Annotated in this window: 14 protein-coding genes; 1 reads left to right on the plus strand and 13 read right to left on the minus strand. The window is 69.3% G+C overall.

All coding sequences use genetic code 11. The features are described from left to right. Positions 1 to 73 precede the first annotated feature (73 nt). From eccE to B133_RS23430, 13 genes are all read right to left on the minus strand, one after another. Complete coding sequence (gene eccE / locus B133_RS0121785; RefSeq protein WP_018604176.1) at positions 74 to 1,759, minus strand: type VII secretion protein EccE; 1,686 nt, start codon at positions 1,757 to 1,759, stop codon at positions 74 to 76. Beyond that, positions 1,756 to 3,414 (minus strand): type VII secretion-associated serine protease mycosin, encoded by a 1,659-nt coding sequence (gene mycP / locus B133_RS0121790; RefSeq protein ID WP_018604178.1) that lies wholly within the window; start codon positions 3,412 to 3,414, stop codon positions 1,756 to 1,758. The genes eccE and mycP overlap by 4 nt, the downstream gene beginning before the upstream one ends. Further along, positions 3,414 to 4,913 carry a type VII secretion integral membrane protein EccD gene (gene eccD / locus B133_RS0121795; protein WP_036419829.1) on the minus strand — a complete coding sequence of 500 codons (1,500 nt, stop codon included), beginning with the start codon at positions 4,911 to 4,913 and terminating at the stop codon, positions 3,414 to 3,416. The genes mycP and eccD overlap by 1 nt, the downstream gene beginning before the upstream one ends. Positions 4,914 to 4,927: 14 nt before the next feature. After that, a complete protein-coding gene (locus B133_RS25095) occupies positions 4,928 to 6,424 on the minus strand; it encodes a MinD/ParA family protein (protein ID WP_018604181.1) in 1,497 nt (498 codons plus the stop codon). Between the two features lie 67 nt (positions 6,425 to 6,491). Further along, on the minus strand, positions 6,492 to 8,012 hold the full coding sequence (gene eccB / locus B133_RS0121805) for a type VII secretion protein EccB (RefSeq protein ID WP_018604183.1): 1,521 nt from the start codon (positions 8,010 to 8,012) through the stop codon (positions 6,492 to 6,494). A 77-nt stretch (positions 8,013 to 8,089) separates the two neighbouring features. Beyond that, positions 8,090 to 8,953, minus strand: coding sequence for an ESX secretion-associated protein EspG (locus tag B133_RS0121810; RefSeq protein WP_036419775.1), 864 nt, complete (start codon positions 8,951 to 8,953; stop codon positions 8,090 to 8,092). Positions 8,954 to 9,051: 98 nt separating this feature from the next. Then, on the minus strand, positions 9,052 to 9,351 hold the full coding sequence (locus B133_RS0121815; protein WP_036419777.1) for a hypothetical protein: 300 nt from the start codon (positions 9,349 to 9,351) through the stop codon (positions 9,052 to 9,054). 39 nt (positions 9,352 to 9,390) lie between these two features. Continuing rightward, positions 9,391 to 9,705, minus strand: a complete 315-nt coding sequence (locus B133_RS0121820) for a hypothetical protein (protein ID WP_157626079.1) — start codon at positions 9,703 to 9,705, stop codon at positions 9,391 to 9,393. Between the two features lie 71 nt (positions 9,706 to 9,776). Further along, positions 9,777 to 11,033 (minus strand): PPE domain-containing protein, encoded by a 1,257-nt coding sequence (locus B133_RS0121825; RefSeq protein ID WP_018604191.1) that lies wholly within the window; start codon positions 11,031 to 11,033, stop codon positions 9,777 to 9,779. Positions 11,034 to 11,048: 15 nt separating this feature from the next. After that, positions 11,049 to 11,354 (minus strand): PE domain-containing protein, encoded by a 306-nt coding sequence (locus B133_RS0121830; protein ID WP_026256748.1) that lies wholly within the window; start codon positions 11,352 to 11,354, stop codon positions 11,049 to 11,051. Between the two features lie 78 nt (positions 11,355 to 11,432). Continuing rightward, on the minus strand, positions 11,433 to 15,638 hold the full coding sequence (locus B133_RS0121835) for a type VII secretion protein EccC (protein ID WP_018604196.1): 4,206 nt from the start codon (positions 15,636 to 15,638) through the stop codon (positions 11,433 to 11,435). A gap of 137 nt (positions 15,639 to 15,775) precedes the next feature. Further along, positions 15,776 to 16,600 carry a hypothetical protein gene (locus B133_RS0121840; protein WP_018604198.1) on the minus strand — a complete coding sequence of 275 codons (825 nt, stop codon included), beginning with the start codon at positions 16,598 to 16,600 and terminating at the stop codon, positions 15,776 to 15,778. Positions 16,601 to 16,625: 25 nt separating this feature from the next. Further along, complete coding sequence (locus B133_RS23430) at positions 16,626 to 17,312, minus strand: hypothetical protein (RefSeq protein WP_157626081.1); 687 nt, start codon at positions 17,310 to 17,312, stop codon at positions 16,626 to 16,628. 73 nt (positions 17,313 to 17,385) lie between these two features. On the opposite strand from B133_RS23430, the gene B133_RS24560 reads away from it, so the two are divergent. Continuing rightward, positions 17,386 to 17,637 carry a hypothetical protein gene (locus B133_RS24560; protein WP_157626083.1) on the plus strand — a complete coding sequence of 84 codons (252 nt, stop codon included), beginning with the start codon at positions 17,386 to 17,388 and terminating at the stop codon, positions 17,635 to 17,637. Positions 17,638 to 18,289 lie beyond the last annotated feature (652 nt).

The raw sequence follows: 18,289 nt of genomic DNA on the forward strand, positions 1-18,289 counted from the left end.
ACGACCGCGGCACGACGCGATGGCCAGTCGCGCCATCACCAAAGGTGGCCGACGACGACAAATCCTCTCCTGGTTAGCCCGTCCACGCCTGCTCCTGCCGAAACGCCACGATCGCGACGTCGAGGGTGCGTTCTGCGGTGCTGATGCGCACCGTGGACCGGGAGGTCTGCACGAACCGTAGATCAGGATCGGGCCCGCCCGGGTCGGCGTCATCGGCCAGAGTGATCACCGTCGAGGACAACCCGGCCGGCGCGTTGCCCCGACGGTCGTTGACCACGATCGTCGGCACGAACTCCGGTGCCCGTCCCAGGTCCACGACGGCGACGTTGGGTTGGGACACCGAGTGCCAACGACTGGGCTCATCGGAATAGATCGCGATCCGCTCCCCGGCCGCAGCGGCCCGGATAATCAATTGGCGCACATAGAAATCCGAGGTGTTCATCAAGATCCGGGTGACCTGTGCCGGATCAGTCAGCGCCCACATCACCAGGTCGTCGCGATGAATCCCCGGGTGGGCGGTCAGATCGTCGTGCAAGGCGGCCCCCACGAGAACCCCGGTCGCCCCGATCGGGATCTCCAACTCATCGGGCCGCTCCAAGGTCGCGGTGGGCAGCCGCAGCCGGGGTCGCTGCGTCGGGGCTGCCCACAGCGCCGCGGCCTGCTGATCCCCCGCTAGCGGATTCAGGTACAGCGTCGGCGGCTGCTGGGCTGGCTGGGGATCATCGGTACGCACCAGCGCCGACACCAGCACCGGTCCCCCGCCCTGCGGCTGGGTGCACCGCGCTTTGGTGATTGTCGTGACCTGCACCACCGAATCGCTACGCAGCGACCACATCTGGTTTAGCGAGGCCGAGGTGATGTCCTCCGGGGAGAAATACCAGCTGCTCAGATGCCCCGGGTGGGCGTCCAGGGTGCGCCAGCCCACGTCCACGGCCGGCGCCGACTCGCGCACCGCCGCGCGACGTGCCGAACTGCCCGCATCCGCGTCGTCGGCCGGGTCCTCTTCGGCGGTGTCGGGCGGGGCGGCCAGGCCGGCGCCGAGCTGGGCCAGCGCCTCGTCGAGTTCCTCGGCGCTCACGGCGGTAGCCCTCACACCGTGTTGGCGTAGCGCGGTGACGATGCGGTCGGTGGCTGCCGCTGCCGCCGCCCCGATCGAGCGCCGGTAGACCAACCCTTCTACGGAGTCGTTCAGGTCTAGGCGCACGATGAGGCGCGTCTGGCGGGCACCGGCGGCGGGGCGATCGGCCAGCAAGGTGCTGTAGAGGGCCGGGTAGCCGCTGCCGCGACGCACCCGCTGCCCGGACTGCACCACGTCGATGCTGATCCGCAGCCCGCCCGGCTGATCGAGGTTGTCGATGAGAACCTGCAATGGCAGCAGGTTTTCGGTGTAGGTGAGCGCCGAACCACGCAGGAACGTCGGGGTGTAGGCGCGCCCGGCCACCTCGACCATGGTGATGGCCTCGTGTGGTTCAGCGCGCACCCCCACCATGGTCGATCCGCAGGGCACATCGACCGCGACGCCGGCCGCCGCCACCGTGGTGCGACGGGTCCGCCACCGCAGCCGGGCAGCCACCCATGCGGCGGCGTTGCGGCGGTACACGGTGATCAGCAGCAGCACCAACGCGGCGACACCGATCACCGCGCCCGGCCACCACCCGAACCGGTGCGGGGGCAGTGCCGCGAATGCGGCCAGGGCGATGACCTCGGCGGCCACCACCGCGGCGGCGGTGGGACGCACTGCCACAGTGCTGGCCTTCATGACATCCTCCGTCGGATCGCGGCGACACCGGCCAGCGCGCCGGTCAGCCCGAGCACGGCCAGCGCGCCGATCAGCGCGGTGTTGCGGGGCCGCTGATCCGGGGCCGGCGCCGGCGGTGGGACATGCAACGGCGTGGAAAGGTGTTCGGCCGGTGTGGCGTCACCGGGGGCCACGTCGTAGGTGAGCGCGGCAACCGGGTCCACCACCCCGGCGCCGACCTGGTTATCGACCCCATGGGCGGGGTTGTGCGCGGTTTCGGTGAGCCGCCGGATGACCTGATGGGCAGTCAGATTGGGGAATTTCGCGCGCACCAACGCCGCCGCACCCGACACGTAGGCGGCGGAGAAGCTGGTGCCCCAGAAGCCATACCCGGTGCCGGGGTCCTTGGCGGGCAGGGCGTTGACCGCACTGCCGTTGAGGCTGGACAGTCCCATGACGCGGTAACCGGGAGCGGCCACTCCGACCCACGGCCCGGCGATGCTATCGGGCATCGGTTGTCCGTCGGGGGTGAGCGCCCCGACGGTCAACACGTAATCGGAGTACCAGGCCGGAGTGACGATGGTGTGGACCCCCGACCAGTCGCGGGCGTCGTTGGGGTCCAACGGGTTCGACGACGGGTTCTGGGCGCAGTCGGGCTGCAGGGGGTCGCCCTTATTGCCTGCCGCCGCGACGATCACCACATCCTTGTCGACGGCGGCATAGCGGACCGCCGCACCCAGCGGGTCCTGGTTCACCGGGGCGGCGGCGTTGATGCAGCTGGCCAGCGAGACGTTGATGACGCGCACCCCCGGCAGATCAGCGGCGTGGCGGATCGCCCGCGCCAGGGTCACGATGTCGCCGGCCTTGCGATGTTCCTCGGCCTCCTGCGGCGTCGGATTGGCCGGGGAGAACTGCGGGGAGGTTTGCCGAATCGAGATCAGCGCCGCGTCCGGGGCTACCCCCACGACTCCGTCCGGGGTGCCCGGCGGCAACCCCGCCACCAGCGGCACCCCGCCGCTGGGATCGTCGGGCCCGCCGGCCTGCGGGGCGTCCGGCGGCGGGGCGTCCGGCGGCGGTGGCCCGGCCGGCGCCGGCGGCGGCGGGGCGGGGGCGGTCACGGTCACCGTGGCCGCAGGCGGTGGGGGCGGCGGGGGCGGCAGCTGTGCGGGGTTGGCCGGCACTCCCGGCGGCGGGAGTGGGGCACCCACTCCGGCCGGTCTCGGCACCGGACGGTCAGCGGGATTCGCGGGGGCCGCGCCGATAATCGAGGCGACGATCGTGCCGTGGCTCTCGCAGTCGACCAGCCCGCCGTTGGCGTCCCCCATCACGTAGTCGCCGCCGGGAAACAGCGCCGGGAATCGCGCATTGGGCGTCACGCCGGTGTCGATGATCGCCACGGTGACCCCCGCGCCGGTCGAATACTGCCACGCCTGAGCCAGATTCATCATCACGTTGCCCGGTGCGGGCTGGCTGAGATTCGGGTCGGCGATCACCGCCGGCTGGGCACAGCCATAGTTTTGGCGCATCGGTTCGCTCGGGCCCGGGGTGTCGTCGGGCGGTAGTGCGGCCGGGTCGATGACCGGCGGGGCGATCGCCCACGCCGCCGGGGGGGCCAGCACATGGGCGGCGATCAACGCGCCCGCGCCCGCGCAGGCTGCCGCACGGCGCACCGACATCAATGGTTCCGCACGTAGTGCAGGTATCCGATCGCCCACGCCGCCAACGGCACCACGACGACATACAGGGCGTACTCGAGCCATTCGACGAGCTCGCGCACCGTCTCGGAGAAAATGTGGGCCGGTACGAACGCCCCGGCGGCCAGCGCGCAGACCGCTATCGCCACCACCACCGCCGCCGACCACAACGCCGGCGCGATCGCCGCCGGGTTGGCTGACAGTCCGTAATGCAGCGGGATCGCAAACAGTGATAGGGCCGCCCCGGTGACCAACGTCATCGAGCAGCGGCGGTCCCGGAACGCCCTGGCGCGCAACACCGAACACAACGCACAGACCGCCACCACGGTGACCGCCGGCCACTGCCGTCCAACGCCGGGATGGATGGCGAACCAGGATGCCGCGACCTGGACGGCGGCGATCCCGGCCAAGATGCCGCGCAGAACCCGATTGGCGCGCAGCGCCACCTCGGCGACCTGATCGCCGCGCAGCGTGACATCTTCGGGGGCATCAGCCACCGGAGACAGCGTGTCCTCGGGTTGGCCCGGGGCGCGGGCGAACAGATCCTTGCCGGTGATCGAGCGGAAACTCTGACGCGGCACCCGCGCCAGCCAGCGGGCCACACTCGAACAACTCACCGATGCCACCAGCACCGCGACCAGCACCACCACCGCGATGCGCTGGCCGGGCACGTCGAAAAACATCCGCACCGCGGCCGCGCCGAACCCTGCGGTCGCCACCACCGTGACCGCCGCGGCTGACACCCAATAGCCGCCAGTGACTTTCGCCAACCCCACAGCGCTGACGATGGCGACCAGGCAGGCCAGGAATGCGTGCGGGGCGCCGGGATGGGCGCCAGCAGGGGCGCACGCGGCGGCCAAGGTCAGCGCTGCCGCCGTCGACGCCGCCAGCGCGCCGATCACGAAACGCTCTGACTGCAGCCGGGTGCACACCCAGCCAGCCCCGGCCAGCAGGACCGCGGCGGCGCCGAACACCGTGGGAACGACCCATCCCCCGCCGCTGGCCCACCGCATCCGCCACAGAATCAGCGCCGCCAACCCCAGCGCCGTCAGCGTCAACATCACCGCCACCCAGCGGGCGTCGCGCGCCGACACCGTCGGGAAGTGCTGGCGGGCCCAGCCGGCCAGTGCCGTCGACACGTTCTCGATATTCGGGGTGTAGCGCACCGCGTGATCGGCGGGGACCAGAGCCAGCAGTTCGGCGTCGGTGATGCCCTGGGCGGCCAGCGACATATCCCCGGCCAGGGCGGTCATCCCCGCGGCACGAACGAACACGTATGTGCCGCCCGGCAATTCGTCGTCGCCGGTACTGCGCAGCTGGCGGTTGATTGCGTCGCGGGTCGCGTCGGTCAGCGCGTCCAGCGGCACCGCGGCGGGCAACACCATGTCGATCTGGTGGTGATCGCCCACCAGGATCGACACCCGGCATGACGCCGGCACCGCCGGGGCGGGCGCCGCCGAGGCCGGCGCCGCCGTGGGCATCGACCGCAGGCTGGTCACCGCCGCTCCCGCGGTCGGTCGGTGGTGGCGGCGAAGTGTTCGGCGAGGGCCGCGGCGATCTCGAAGATCCGCCTGCGGGTCAGCCGGTTCACCTCGTTGTCGATGTCGACCACCCCGGCCGGGCGCAACTGGGCGTCGAAGGGCACCTGCACCACCACCTGGCCGCGGGAGGCGAACTGCTCGACCAGGCGGGCGCGGGTGCGGTCGTCGGCGTGGCCGTCGGTATCGTTGAGGACCAGCACCGTGCGGTGCAGCAGAGCGGTGTAGCCGCTGTTGGCCAGCCATTCCAGCGTCTGCCCGGCCGCCGAGGCCCCGTCCACCCACGGTGAGGACACCACGATCAGCGCATCCAGGTCGGCCAGAACCTCCTGGGTCACCGGCGAATCCATCGTCGATCCGCAGTCGATGATCGAGATGGTGAAATGGTTGTCCAGCCGCGCGGTGGCCTCCCGGTAGATCGGCGGGTCCAACACCCGCCGCCGCGCGGTGGCGGCCTCCCCCGCCAGCACGAACAACCCCACCGAGTTCGACCCCACCCGGGAGCGCACGTCGCTGAAGCTGTCGAGATGCTGGTCGGCGGCCAGTTCCCAGTACGATCCCGCAGCAGTGGGATCCACCCGGCTGCCCAGCTTGCCGAAAGCGGTGTCGGCATCGATGGCCACCACCCGGTCTTCCGGGCGCAGCTCGGCGAACACCGACCCCACACAGGCGGCGATCGTGGTCTTTCCGGTGCCGCCCTTGCCCAGGACGCCGATCTTGTAGCGGCCCCGAAGCACCGACCTGATCTTGGCGTCCAGTTCAGCCTGCCTGCGCTCATCAGGCGAGCGGCCCAGGTTGATCAGCCCAAAGGTGATCGCATAGATCGCCTTTCGCCATCCCCGCCCCGGCGGGATCTTGCGGGTCGGCACCAGTTCGCTTTGGCGGATGGCATCGACATAGTTGAAATTGCTCGGCGCGGCGCCCCCGCGATAGCCGCTGGTGTCCCACCCCGGGCATGCGTCGTCGTCCCAGCGCTCGGTGACGGGAGCCGGCCGCGGCGGCGGTGCCGCGGTGTCGCCCTCCGGCCAGAACTCGCTGTCCTGTGCACCGCCGCGCGACAGCGGTGCGGGCTGCTCGCTGCGCGAGGGGTCGCCCGGGTAGGCCCGACGCGGCGGCGGTTGGGATGGTGCGCCCCACTGCGGCTGCGGCGCAACCGGTTCGCCCCACTGCGGCAGCGGCGCGCCGGCACCCGGACGCGGTGCGGGCGGCAGCGGGGGCATCACCGTGGTGGAGTCCTCGCTGGGACGGGCGCGGTGGGCTCCAAGCGAGGAGTCGTCGAGCGAATCCTCCTCATGCCAGCGCTGGCCTTGGTCGGCGTCGACCTCGCCGAAATCCGGGGCCGGATACGGCAGCCCCGGCCCGTCAGTGTCCTGGCCCGGTCGGCCCGGCGCAACCCCACCCGGGGGGACAGCAGGGTGCGCCTCGACGTATTCGCTGTTCTGACGGTCAGTCACCTATCAATCCTCACGGTGTGGAAGTGGCACCTATCGGCACATGTTGTCGGGTCCTTGATTTTCCGAATCACGGTGAGCCTCCGGGTGTCTGGGTCACCAACGGCTCGGCGCCGCCCACCGGCGTGAGACTGTCGTGCTGGGTCATCGCGTCGGAGCGGCTCAACGCCGGCCCGGCAGCATAGACGCGGATCAGTGGCCACGGGGCCTGACCGGCGCTGGGCGGGGACACCCCCAAGGACTCCAGGGCGCGCTGGTCGAGATCAATGCCGAAGCGCACACCCTGATCGGAGATCCACCACAGCGACTCTTTGCTCGTCGAGGTCGGTGCGGCGCTGGTGCTCAGCACGAGATTGGTGGCGCCCGGGGCGATGGAGACCTGATCGGCCTCCACCGACGTCAGGTCGGGTGTGGCGTCTTTGACCAGATGCACCAGCCGCGAATCGGCCGTCGCCGGAATCGGTAGTCCCTGTCCGGAGAGCACGCTGACCTCAGCGGCCCGGTCGCTGGCCCCCTTTGACCAGGCCAGGCAGGTCGTGGTGTCGACGGTGGTGTCCACCAGGTGCAGCCGCGTCGTCGGATAGAAGGACACCGGCAGGCTGTCCACGGTGGGCACGGGAGCCAGCGCGTCCGGGGACAGCGGCACCGGGGCCACGTCGCCGAAGGAGTTCGCCGAACGCAGCAGGGTGGCCACAAACGGCGAAATGCGTTGCACACCAGTAGGTAGCAGGACATAGAAGGCGTCCGCGGCTGGCTGTGTCAGATCATGGACCGTCACCACCGACCCGATCACCACACCGGGCCCCAGATTCCACGGCGAGGGCGCCCCGGCGTTGGGGATGGCCGGGCTGGTCAACGGATCGGTCGCGGGGATGGCGTCGAACAGCGCGGTGGACAGCGGAATCGGTTGTGGTGCGCTGGAATCAATGCCCAATGCCAGGGCGACCGACTTGTTGGACAGGTCGATCTCGCTGCGGTGCCCATCCCAGATGACGTAGGTCTTGTCGTTGTGGCGGGCCAGCACCGCGTTGGGCATCTGCAGCGGCGCGGATCGCTGGCCCAGACTCAGCGCGCCGGCGATGGCCGTTACCACCGGCCGGGCGGGTGCCGAGGCCATCGCGGTGGCTGTCGGGGCGGTGTCGCACAGCGCCCACTGCGAGGAAGCGCCGGTGCGCACCGGCATCTGGGTCGGAGCTCCGGGGATGCCCACGGTCGGAGCCTGCGGGAACTTCTCCAGCTCGGCGGGCGTGACGAACGTCGGGTTGGCGTTCTCCCCGGCGATCAGCCGGGCGCTCATCAGGTTCAGCGCCGGATGCAGACGGCCGTCGACGACGACATAGATCGCCCCGGTGTCACGGTCGGCGAGGATCTTGGACTGCCCCACCTGACCGGACGGTTTGAACCAGGCCATCAAGAACATGATGCCCACCGCCACCACGGTGAGGGTGAAGCCCAGGATCAGCGCCGCGGCGCGGCGCGACTCCGGGTCGTAGTCCAAGCGAACGCCGTGGTGCGACAGCGCCGCCGCGTTGCGCTTGTTCCAAAACCGCGAGGCGCTCACCTGCACCCGCGAGGTGAGATTCAACGCCATAACGCCACCCGCACCCGGCGCTTCCCGGTCAAAATCGGCACCACTTTCAGCCCCCTAGACATTGCGGAATCCGCAGTTCAGGCCGCCGCCGCGGCGGGCGCGGACAGCAGCTCGGTGAGGTCGGCGCGCAAGCCCTCCGCCGTCGTGGGCCAGATGCTCATCCACCGTTTGCCGTCGGCGGCGGTCGAGACGGTGAAACTGATCCGGCCCAGATCGGTGTCGGCCACGGTCAACACCCGTGCCTGCGGTGACACCTGGGCGCCGCGATCAAGGACGGCGACCACGGCCATCGCCGAGCGGTCCAGATCGTGAGCGGCGGCCACCGCCTGCACCGTCGAGGGTGGCAACCCCAGGCGCGACAGCGCCGTGGACACCGCGGGCCGGCCATGCGGGGCGGCGGTGCTCATCGCCGTGGTCACCAGATCGAGCTGCACGTTGGCGCCGTCGATGTCGGCCGGTGTGCCCTGCCCGAACGCCGGAATCAGCATGTGGCACATCAACTCCGCCTGCCGACGCCCGTCGTCGGCCTCCCCGACCGGACCCACCACCATCTCATCGCCGTCGCGGGCGGCCATCGCCATCCAGCGGCGATGCCGGCACACCACCATCACCCGCTCGTCAACGACGCGGGCGTCGGGGTCTGCTGAGGGCGGTGCCGGGTGGCGCACCGAGAGCACCGCCTCGCGGTCCGGGCGGCCCAGCACCGTCATCCAATCGCGCACCATGTCATCGACACGGCCCGCCCCGTCGATCACCCCAGCCTGGTGCAGCGCGGCGTATTCCGCCGTCTGCGACAGCGGCCGGGGGCCCTGCGTCGTCTGGACGATCAGCGACTCGTGGATCGACGGGATGAACGGTTTGAGCCGCAGCGCCGCCGGCATGGACTCCACACCCAGCAGCGCCTGCAGCACCCACACACCGCCGACAGATGTTGTCAGCACGCTTCGTGCTCCTCTCTGTCCGGCCAAGGAAAGGGGGGCCGACGTCGTCGGCCCCCTTCTCCCTCGCGGGCCGTGGCCCGCTTCGGCCGGGGTTCGGGTTACCCCTGGAACGAGTTGTATGCGGAAATGTCTTGGGCCATATAGTCTGACGCGGAGGTGTCGACCGCGTCACCGTGGGACGCGATGACCGTCTTGCCGTCGTTGATGCCCTCGATGATCATGTTCTGGGCCTGCTGGTAGCCGACCGAGCCGTGCTCGGTGTTGAAGAAAGCCTGGATACCGGCCAATTCGTGCAACGCTTCCTGGCCGATCTGATCGAGCTCCTGGCTGTAGCTCATCATGGCGCTGGTGTAGTCGGCCAGGCCGGCGAAGTTGTACCGCATGTGTCCGTCAGTCATCAGTTACTCCTTGAGTGAAAGTCGTTGGTGGGCGCTGGGTTAGGAGAACCGCAGCTGGCCGGGGATGGCCGCCAGTGCATGCGCGTTGTCCTCGTCGCGGGCGGTGTAGCCCTGCGTGTTCTGCCGGATCAGATCGTTGAGCTGCTGAAAACGCGTCTGAATCCGCAGCTGCGCCTCGTGCACCTCCGCGGAGGTCTTGATGTTCATATCGCCGCCGGCGCCGTTGAGGATCCCCCCGCCCTGCACCTGCTGGGCGTGATCGAGGTAGCGCTGCAGGACGTTTTGGGCCCGACGGCTCAATTCGTCCATGCGCTCGGCGAACGCGACGAGTTGTGCGGCTCCAACTTCAGCCATGGTGATGGTCTCCTTGCCTGTCTTGGTCTTTCGAGCGGGTAATTCGAGTCTAAAAGCGCCCAGAGGGAGCATTACGCACCAATTTCTGCCCTCTGCCCCCTCCCGGCTCGGGCCGTCACTTGCATCGTGCGAGTCGGCATCCGATCCGCACCGCCCTGCTGGTGCTGCTCGCGGGCCACCGCCGAAGCCGGGGCGCCGTACAGGCCGCCACCCATGCCCGCCGACGGCACCGGGGCGGTCTCGGCCAGGGGCAGCGCCCCCTGCCAGCCTCCCGGCAGGCTGGGAGCCGACGGGGGGCTGAAGCTGCTGGCGGGGCGTACCAACGACGCTGAGGCGGTCCCGCTGGTGAACACCCCGCTGCCCAGTCCGCCCAGACCGCCGCCGCCAGCACCGAGCCCCGACGCTGCACCGCCCAGCCCGGACGCCGCCGACCCGCCCGCCGTCATCGCCCCCGGCAGCGCCGGTGCCATCGCACCGGGCAGATCGGCTCCGCCCATACCGGTGAACATGGAGCTGAACGGGCTGAACAAGCCGGACAGCTGGCTCGGGGCCGAGGTCAACAGCTGCGGCAACTGGCCGCCCATTGACCCCAGCGACGAGAATTGGCCCAGCATCGAGCCCATCGACCCTATCGCCGACATCGGGGAACTGGCCAACGCCGCCGCGGGTTTCGCGCCCTGGCCGGTGGCATCCACGGTCTGGGTCATCGACTTCGCGCTGGCCTGCAGGGCCCCTTGGGTTCCGGACTGGGCGGCCGAGGCGGCCGCTGCCGCCGCGGGTGCGGCGGGATCAGCGGCGCTCGGCGACAGCGGCGGCGGGGTCGCCAGCGCCGCCAGCGCGGCCTCCACCACCGCCTGATAGCTGGTCATCAGGGACGCGTTCTGAACCCAGTAGCCCTGATAGAGGGCGGCGAGCTGCAGGATTGCCGGGGTGTTGATGCCCATGAAATTGGTGGCCGCCAGCGCCTGTTGGGTCGCCAGGTTCGTTGTGCAGACCGGGGCGGGGATCATCGACGCCAGCGACGTCTGATGTGCGGTGCCGGCCTCGGTCGCCGCGGCGAACGCTTCCTGAAGCCAGGTGAACGCCAGCTCGAGAACGGTGGCGTAGTCGGCGGCCGAACCCAGCATCCCAGTGCCGCCCAACCCCTGCCAGCCGCTGGCCGCGGTCATGCCCGCGTTGCCGAGCAGTGCGGCCATCTCGGCCTGCAGCATGTCGGCCAAACCCTGATGTCCGGTCGCCGCCGTCATCACCGTCGCGGCGTCGTCGCCGCCGGCCATCAGGGCGTGGTTCAGCTCCGGCGGGCTCGCCGCGGCATCTCCGAAGGGCATTGCTGGAGAGGGTTTCTACAACGACAGTAAGGTCTGGCTGATGACGTCACTGGCGGTGTAGCTCACACCGTTGACGCCGATCGTGGCCGCAAACAGCGACCGGGCGGCCATCAGGTCGGCCATCATCGCCTGCGTGGCCGCGCCGCGGGCGTTCAAGGCAGCCGCCAGGGCGACTCCAGCCGGGTCCAAGCTCGGTGGGACCACTGCGCAGGTCAACGGCGCGGCAACTCCGTCGGCGCCCGCCATTGTCGCCACACCGGCACTCTCGGCCGCCGACGACGTCCCCAGCAAAGGAGCGGACACATTAACCGGGCTTGTCATTATGTTTGCCTCCCTAACATAATCTTGCCGAACTCAGCCTAGTTTAACCACGGCGTCAGAGTGGTTGCTGCACGAGTTTTACGACGGGGGCCGGCGTAGCGCCATGTGCGGCGGTTCCGACCAGGCCACCAGCACCCCGTCCTGCGCGCTTCGGGTGATCAGCGTGCCTTTGCCGGGCCGCTGGGCCTCGGCATGCACCCCGTTCATGATCTGGCCGTGGGAACGGCGGCCGTCCAGAGCGATCACCGGCGGCAGCGCACCCACCATGCGGCCCAGCACCCCGTTGCCCTGCGACTGGAACGACCAGCTGCGGATGTCGGCGGTGGCGATGATGTGCAGGCCCAGGTCGGCACCCTGTTCGACGAAACCGACCAGCGGGGCCATCGGATGCGCGGCGGTGTGCCAGGAGCTGATGTCGTCGGCGATGACGAAGAACTGTCGGCCCGTCCAGAACTGCTTGGTCAGCAGGTCGTGCTGGCTGGTGCCCGGTGGCGGCTGGCGCTCGGTCATCACCTCGGCCAGCCGCTCGCACACAGTGCGGATGTCCTCCTGCCGGTAGGCGTACTGGGCCAGCCACCGGTCCTCGGGCACCACCCCGATCAGCTTGCGGGTCGGATCGAACAGCACGATCGTGGCCTCATCGGCGCTGTAGCGCGCCATGATGCCGCGCATCACCGTGCGCAAGAAATTGGTGCGCCCCGATGCGCCCAGGCCGGTGGCAATCGCGTGCGGGGTGGCCTCGAAGTCGAAGCACGCCGGCTGCAGCGTGGTCTCCAGCAACCCGAACGGCACCAGATGCCGGGGCCAGGACGGATCGGCCATGGCCATGACGGCCTCGAAGGTCACCGTCTCCGGCAGACGCAACACCGTGCTGACCTTTTCCACACCGGCCACGTCGCGAACCTCGGCGGCGATCCCGTGCACGTCGAGCTGGGGCTCGGGCTGCATCGTCAGCGAGGGAAAGCCCACCATCAGGTGATGGCCCCAGTGGGTGACTCCTCGGCCCGGGACGTCGGGAACCTCCTTGGCCGGGCGGCGCGACGGATCGGCCGGATCGGGCGCCACCGTCGTCTCGATGGTCTGCACCAGCCGCATTTCCAGGATCTGGCTGGTGGCATTACGCATCGAGGTCCGCATCCCCGACAACAGGCTGGTGTGGGTGATCACCACCCGCACCCCGTAGTTGCGCGCGTTCATCAATCGAAGGACCGTTTCCAGCCCGTTGGGGTGGTCCTTGGAGAAGTTCTCCAAACCGTCGATCACCACCACCACGTCCCCGCCGGGGACACCGATGTCAGTCGGGGTGGGACCGAACTTGGCCTCCCGCACCGTCTGCATGTCCAGCCCACGGGTCGTGAAGATCCGATCGCGTTCATCCCGGATCGCCTCCACCGTGGCCAGCAGCCGGTTGACACCCTCGGTGTCGGAGGTACCCGCGACCGCGGCGACATGAGGCAGTTCGGACAACTGCGCCAGCTGCGGGCCGCTGGCGGCCACACAATAGAACTGCACCCGCTCCGGGCGATACATCAGCGCACAGGCGGTCACCATCGTCATCGCCGCCGTGGTGGCCCCCCGCTGCGGCGCGCAGATGATCAAAGCGTTGTCGGACAACAGATCCAGCGCGTGCACCTCCTGGCGGTGATCACGCGGCCGGTCCACCAACGCCACCGGGAAAGCCAAGCCCGGCGTCTGGCCGTAGTCCACCTGCCACGGTTTACCGCGCCACCGGTCGACCAGTTCCACCACGGTGGGAATGTGGCCACGCCAGCGGCCCTGCTTATCGCGCTCGGGCAGCGGCGGAAGCCAAAACGGCCGCGGCGGACGTTCCGGGCGGGCCCGCAACGACTCGCTGAGCGCGTCGACGATCTTGGGATACTCCTGGCCCGGCGGCAACGCCGGGACCTCCGCGCGGCCCCCGTCGTCGGGCTGCACCGGTGCGGCCAGCAGCCCGTCGATGTCCTCGGACTCCTCGACGGTGAAGGGTCGCGGCTCAAACCAGGTGCCCGCGCGCAGCGGCTGCACCGGTCCCTCATCAACGACTTTGGGCACGAACCGCGCCGAGGACAAGAAAAACCGGTACTGGCGGGGCTGGCGCAACGCCACCCTCAGAAACGCTGTCCCCTCAGCGCCTTCCTCCGGAACATGGGCCGCCACCGCGGAACCGATCGCCTCGCGAGAGTCCTGCTCACGGCCCAGACGCGCGGCCACCCGGAAACCGAGCAGCTTGCTGACCTCGCGTAGCCCCTGGGTGTCGACGGTTTGGCCGACCAGCTGCAAGAACACGTGCAGGGAACGCCCCACTCGGGCGATGCGTTCGAACAGCGCCCGAAACTTCGCCCCCCACAACGGATCCTTGAGCATCTCGTTGTACTCATCGACGATCACCCACAGCACCGGGATCGGCGCCAGGCTGGGATCGGTCAACCGGCGGTGGTTGTAGGTCGTCACATCAGGGCAGTCGTCGAGTTCGGCGATCAGGGCACCGCGGCGGTCGATCTCGCCGTCGAGGGCGTCATACATCCGTCCCACCAGATGCCGTTCGTCGGCCAAGTTCGACACCGCGGCGACAACATGCGGGAACTTCACCAGCGTGCCGGCCGCCGACTTCAATTTGAAGTCGGAGAACACGATGTTGAGCACCTGCGGCGAGTGAGTCGTGCACGCCGAGGCGACCTCGGTGATGATGCCCTCCGACTTGCCCGCCCCGGTCGTGCCGACAAACAGGCTGTGCATGCCCATGCCGCGCTGGGAGCCCTCTTTGAGGTCGAACTCGACCACCTCGCCGGTGATCGCGTCGGTGCCGACCGGGAACCGCATCCACGCCGGGCCCTGCACCATCCGGGGCGCCCACAACCGGTCAGCATCGAGGTGGCGTGGATCGCCGATGCCGAGCACATCGAGCAGATTGCGTTGTTCGCTCTGCGTCGTGGCCGCCATCGCGGCGCTCGCCGCGCCCGCCGGGCGGTAACGGGCCAACCCCCGCGCGAAGCGCTCCGCCGCCGGCGCACTCATCTGATCGGCCGTGGCATAGAACGCCTCGTCGAGCTCGTCGGAGCTGTGAGCGGCCCCGGCGAAGGCCACCGCGTCCTGGCGCGGCAACCGCTTGCGTAGCGTCCCATCACCGGTCAGCCGGTAGGTGCTCGCGGGATCGAATCCCACCCAGTACCGGCTGGCGAACACCTCCGCCGGGCGCGCGGGCACCGCGTCGGCCAACCGCACGAAACACGTTCCGGCATAGCCGCCGCTGCCGGTCAGACCGGCCCAATCCTCCGGTGTGCCGCAGGCGTCGTCGATGACCACCCGCAGCGGCAACACGCCAGCCGCGTCCCCACCATGCAGACCGCTCGACACCGACGGCGGCGTCCACGGCGCCCGCGCGCCATCGGGATCCTCGTCGAGGAAAGTCTCCAGCTGCGCCGGCGAGCTGAACAGCAAGCGCCGCTCACCGCAGCCGTCACGGCGGGCCGAATACTGCAGATGGGGAAGCCATTTCGCCCACTCCCACCGCTGCGGTGAGGCCGACACCACAATGATCTGCACATCGGCGGGGCTGTGAAACGCTGTCAGCTGGCAGATCATCGACCAGGCCAGGCGGCGCACACCGTCGATGTCCCCCACCAGAGAGATCCCGGGGAACCGTTGCAGCCAAATCGCTTTCGGCATGTCGTCGATGTATTCCTGCTCCAGCAGGAACTTACGTAATGCGTGACCGGTCGCCGGCTCCAGCGACGACGCCTCAGGAATCTTGGGTTTCTCCAGCGTCATCGCGAGCGCCACCTGGCCAACGCCCACCCGAACCACGCCGAAGGCCTCACTGCCCGGCTGGCGGTCCCACATCCGCGCCGAACCGGGGATGCCCGCCAACTGGTTCGGCTCCCAATGGAAGTGGCGGCGATGCTCCCACTGCTTGCGGCGCTGGGTGTCGACGTCGGCGCGGATCTCGTCCTGGCGGGCGTGCCAGCGCCTGCGGAAGCCCGTCAGCTCACTCCAGGACATCTTCTGCGCGGCGCCGCGCCCGCGCATCATCATGCCGACCGCACCAAAGACCGCCATGAAACCGAAGATTCCGACACCGCCGGCCATCGAGCGCATCCCCGTGGCGTACATCGCCACGATCACCCCCACAATGCCCACCACGACGGTGATCGGGAAGACGATGGCCCACACACTGCGCGGCGGCGGAACCGGGTAGGCGATCGGGGGTTCCAAGGCGATCTTGCCGCCGCCAGTCTCCGGCGCGGGGACAGGCTCACCAGGACGCACAAACGGCTGAGTCGTCACCCAACCACATTAACCCGGCTCAAACGGTCAAATCCGCGCCAATTCCGGCGGCCCCGACAACCGCCGCTGACCAGTATCAAGCGGCCTGTCCGGGCAGGACGGGCGCACCGCACGAGGACTGTTCCCGTGCCGCGTAGTCACTGATTGGGGTCGAGGCGTGGCCACCACTTGCCCGGTGCGATCTCCTCATAATTGGACGGCGCCAATTCGCCGGGATAGGACGGCTCCCACAGGCGGTTTTGGGTGGAGTCCCACGGCAGCCACACGTTGTTGCCCGGCGAGGCCGGGTCGGGGTCCGCTCGAATCCAGCTGGGGATGCCGTCATCGGTGTTAGGGCCGAAGCCGTTGGCCGGGCCCAGTTCGCCCGGTGCGGTGATCACCGGCATGCCCTTCGTGCCGGTCCCGTGCACACCGTCGATCGCCGACTCAGGCACGTGAGCCGGATCAGGTGTGTTCGACACACTCTGCGGCACACCCGGTGACGGTGTCGGCGTCGGGAGGTCGGACGGCGACTGCGGAAACATCGCAGACCGCGCTGCCCCAGCACCACCCGTATCGAAGCTAGCCGCCCGAATCGCACCCGCAGCAGCCCCCGACGACGACCCGGGCCCGCCGGCAGCTTCAGCAGGGGCAGCCCCACCAGACGACGGGGGTGTATCCGCCAACCCTTGCTGCACCGCCGCGATTCGCGTGGCGTTGTCCTCGTCCTTGGCGCGAAAGCCCTCCGCTGCCGCCTGCGAGGCCGCCTGGATCTTGGGGCCGCGCGGTGCCACCTCCGCAGATGCGGCGGCGATCTTTGCGCTCATCGCTGCCGCAACGCCACCGGCCGCCGCGTCCGCCGGTGACGCGCCCCCCATCGCGATCGGGGCCTGCCCTGGCATAGCCGCTCGATTCAGCGAGTCCGCCACCGCCGCGCCGGCCTGCTCAAAAACCGACGGCGTGATGTGCACCGCGTCAGCCATCAGAACTGCTCCTTCACTCGCGGAATCACCGGCCCGGGTCCGGCCACAACAGGGTCTCATTCATCACATGCGCTGCCGTGTAAGCGATCTCGGTATACGGCACATCAGCCTTGCGGGGGCTCCACATCGTCAGCAACTCAGCCGCACGGGCCACGTTGTGATAGGCCCGCGCCGCCGGGGAGGCGTGCTGTGACTCCACACTGTAACCGGGGCGTTCACTGCCGCTCCGCAGCACAGACGGCCAGAGGCCGCTGATTTCCAGTTCTTCCCAATGCTTTTCGCTGACCTGCTCGCCGCGGCCGAGCACTTCCACCACCTCGCGGATCACCGGAGGAACCGCAACCTCCTTGACCGCCGACGCCCGCGACAACGCGGTGCTGACCGCCGTGACGGTCGCATCCCAGGCCTCCGAACGATCAGGGCTTCCCGTGACCCCCGTCAGCCGCGCATACAAAGCCGGATCAAGGGTCTCCAAACGGTGCATGTGCCGTTCGTCCAGCGGTGCAGGGTCCGCCTCGGCGGGAATCGGCGACTGGCCAAGGGCGCAATCCATATAGTGCGGGACCCCCGCATTACGAGCTGGAAGCGACGAACCGCCATGGCCGGTCGACACCGCCAACGCATACAACTCGATGTTCGGGTCGTGCTCCGCGAGCAACTCCGCATACGCCAGCATCGTTTGCGCCGGGTTGGCCCACCCAAACCACCGCATCCGAAACTGTGTGCCAAGCCCCGAGTCGCAGAACAACATTCGCGCCGACCGCGGAACGAACACCCCCGTCGGAATGAATCCTGCGCCCTCGTTACTCACCACCACCGTCTCCACGCCCGACGGTGTCCTGAACATTCCCACACACCAATCCACAACGCCATACACCCGCGATGCGTGGGCCAACTGGAACACCAGCTGGGATGCCGCCGCCAACAGTGGATCCTGCGATGCTGACTTCACACCAGCGGCTGCCCCCGCAGCCGCACCCACACCCGACGACGCCACACCCGGCGGCAACGCCGCCACCGAAGGGGCCGCGGGCTGAGACGGAGCCGACGAAGACGAAACAATCGGAGCCGACCCCGCCGCCGGAGACGTCATCGCGGCCGCGGACGCGACACTCTTCACCGGCACATCGGAATTGAACGGTGGCAATGGGCCCACCGGAGCAGAAGGGACCCCACCGCCCGCCGCAGACACCGGAGCTATGGATGCATTGGGTGCCGACGATGCGAGCGCACCAGGAGCAGAGGTCGGCCAGCCCGCTGCGGCGCTCACCGGAGCCGGGCCGGGCGAAAACGCCCCGGTGGGCGCTCCGCTCCCAACACCCGATGGTGGAGGTGATGCAGCGGGCGGCGGCAGCAACGGCGCAGCGCCGCCGCCAGCCCCCAGACCCGCATTGAACCCGCGCGAAAAATCGCCAGGACCTGCACCAGCTCCCCCGCCGGCGCCCAGGCCCCCCGCACCCCCGCCTGCCCCCAATCCGGGCGGCGACGTCAATGCACTCGACAGAGGCGTAGCCCCGACCCCAGCCCCCGGCGAGGACACCCCACCCAATCCAGAGCTCAAGCCGGATGTGGACGGCATCTTGAAAACACTTGCGCCGCTTGAAGCGCCTCCGAGCGCTGACGCAGGGCTACCGCCCCCTGAGCTGGCCATATTTGTCGGAGGTATGAATGCACCCGCGCCCTGTCCGG

This window comes from Mycobacterium sp. 155 (assembly GCF_000373905.1).
In the GTDB taxonomy this organism is placed as follows: Bacteria; Actinomycetota; Actinomycetes; order Mycobacteriales; family Mycobacteriaceae; genus Mycobacterium.

What these genes read in the sequence shown, in the direction of transcription:
- eccE (WP_018604176.1), bottom strand. Translation starts at nt 1,759, where the DNA reads ATGAAGGCCAGCACTGTGGCAGTGCGTCCCACCGCCGCCGCGGTGGTG.
- mycP (WP_018604178.1), bottom strand. Translation starts at nt 3,414, where the DNA reads ATGTCGGTGCGCCGTGCGGCAGCCTGCGCGGGCGCGGGCGCGTTGATC.
- eccD (WP_036419829.1), bottom strand. Translation starts at nt 4,913, where the DNA reads ATGCCCACGGCGGCGCCGGCCTCGGCGGCGCCCGCCCCGGCGGTGCCG.
- eccB (WP_018604183.1), bottom strand. Translation starts at nt 8,012, where the DNA reads ATGGCGTTGAATCTCACCTCGCGGGTGCAGGTGAGCGCCTCGCGGTTT.
- B133_RS0121815 (WP_036419777.1), bottom strand. Translation starts at nt 9,351, where the DNA reads ATGACTGACGGACACATGCGGTACAACTTCGCCGGCCTGGCCGACTAC.
- B133_RS0121820 (WP_157626079.1), bottom strand. Translation starts at nt 9,705, where the DNA reads ATGGCTGAAGTTGGAGCCGCACAACTCGTCGCGTTCGCCGAGCGCATG.
- B133_RS0121825 (WP_018604191.1), bottom strand. Translation starts at nt 11,033, where the DNA reads ATGCCCTTCGGAGATGCCGCGGCGAGCCCGCCGGAGCTGAACCACGCC.
- B133_RS0121830 (WP_026256748.1), bottom strand. Translation starts at nt 11,354, where the DNA reads ATGACAAGCCCGGTTAATGTGTCCGCTCCTTTGCTGGGGACGTCGTCG.
- B133_RS0121840 (WP_018604198.1), bottom strand. Translation starts at nt 16,600, where the DNA reads ATGGCTGACGCGGTGCACATCACGCCGTCGGTTTTTGAGCAGGCCGGC.
- B133_RS23430 (WP_157626081.1), bottom strand. Translation starts at nt 17,312, where the DNA reads ATGCGGTGGTTTGGGTGGGCCAACCCGGCGCAAACGATGCTGGCGTAT.
- B133_RS24560 (WP_157626083.1), top strand. Translation starts at nt 17,386, where the DNA reads ATGAATCCTGCGCCCTCGTTACTCACCACCACCGTCTCCACGCCCGAC.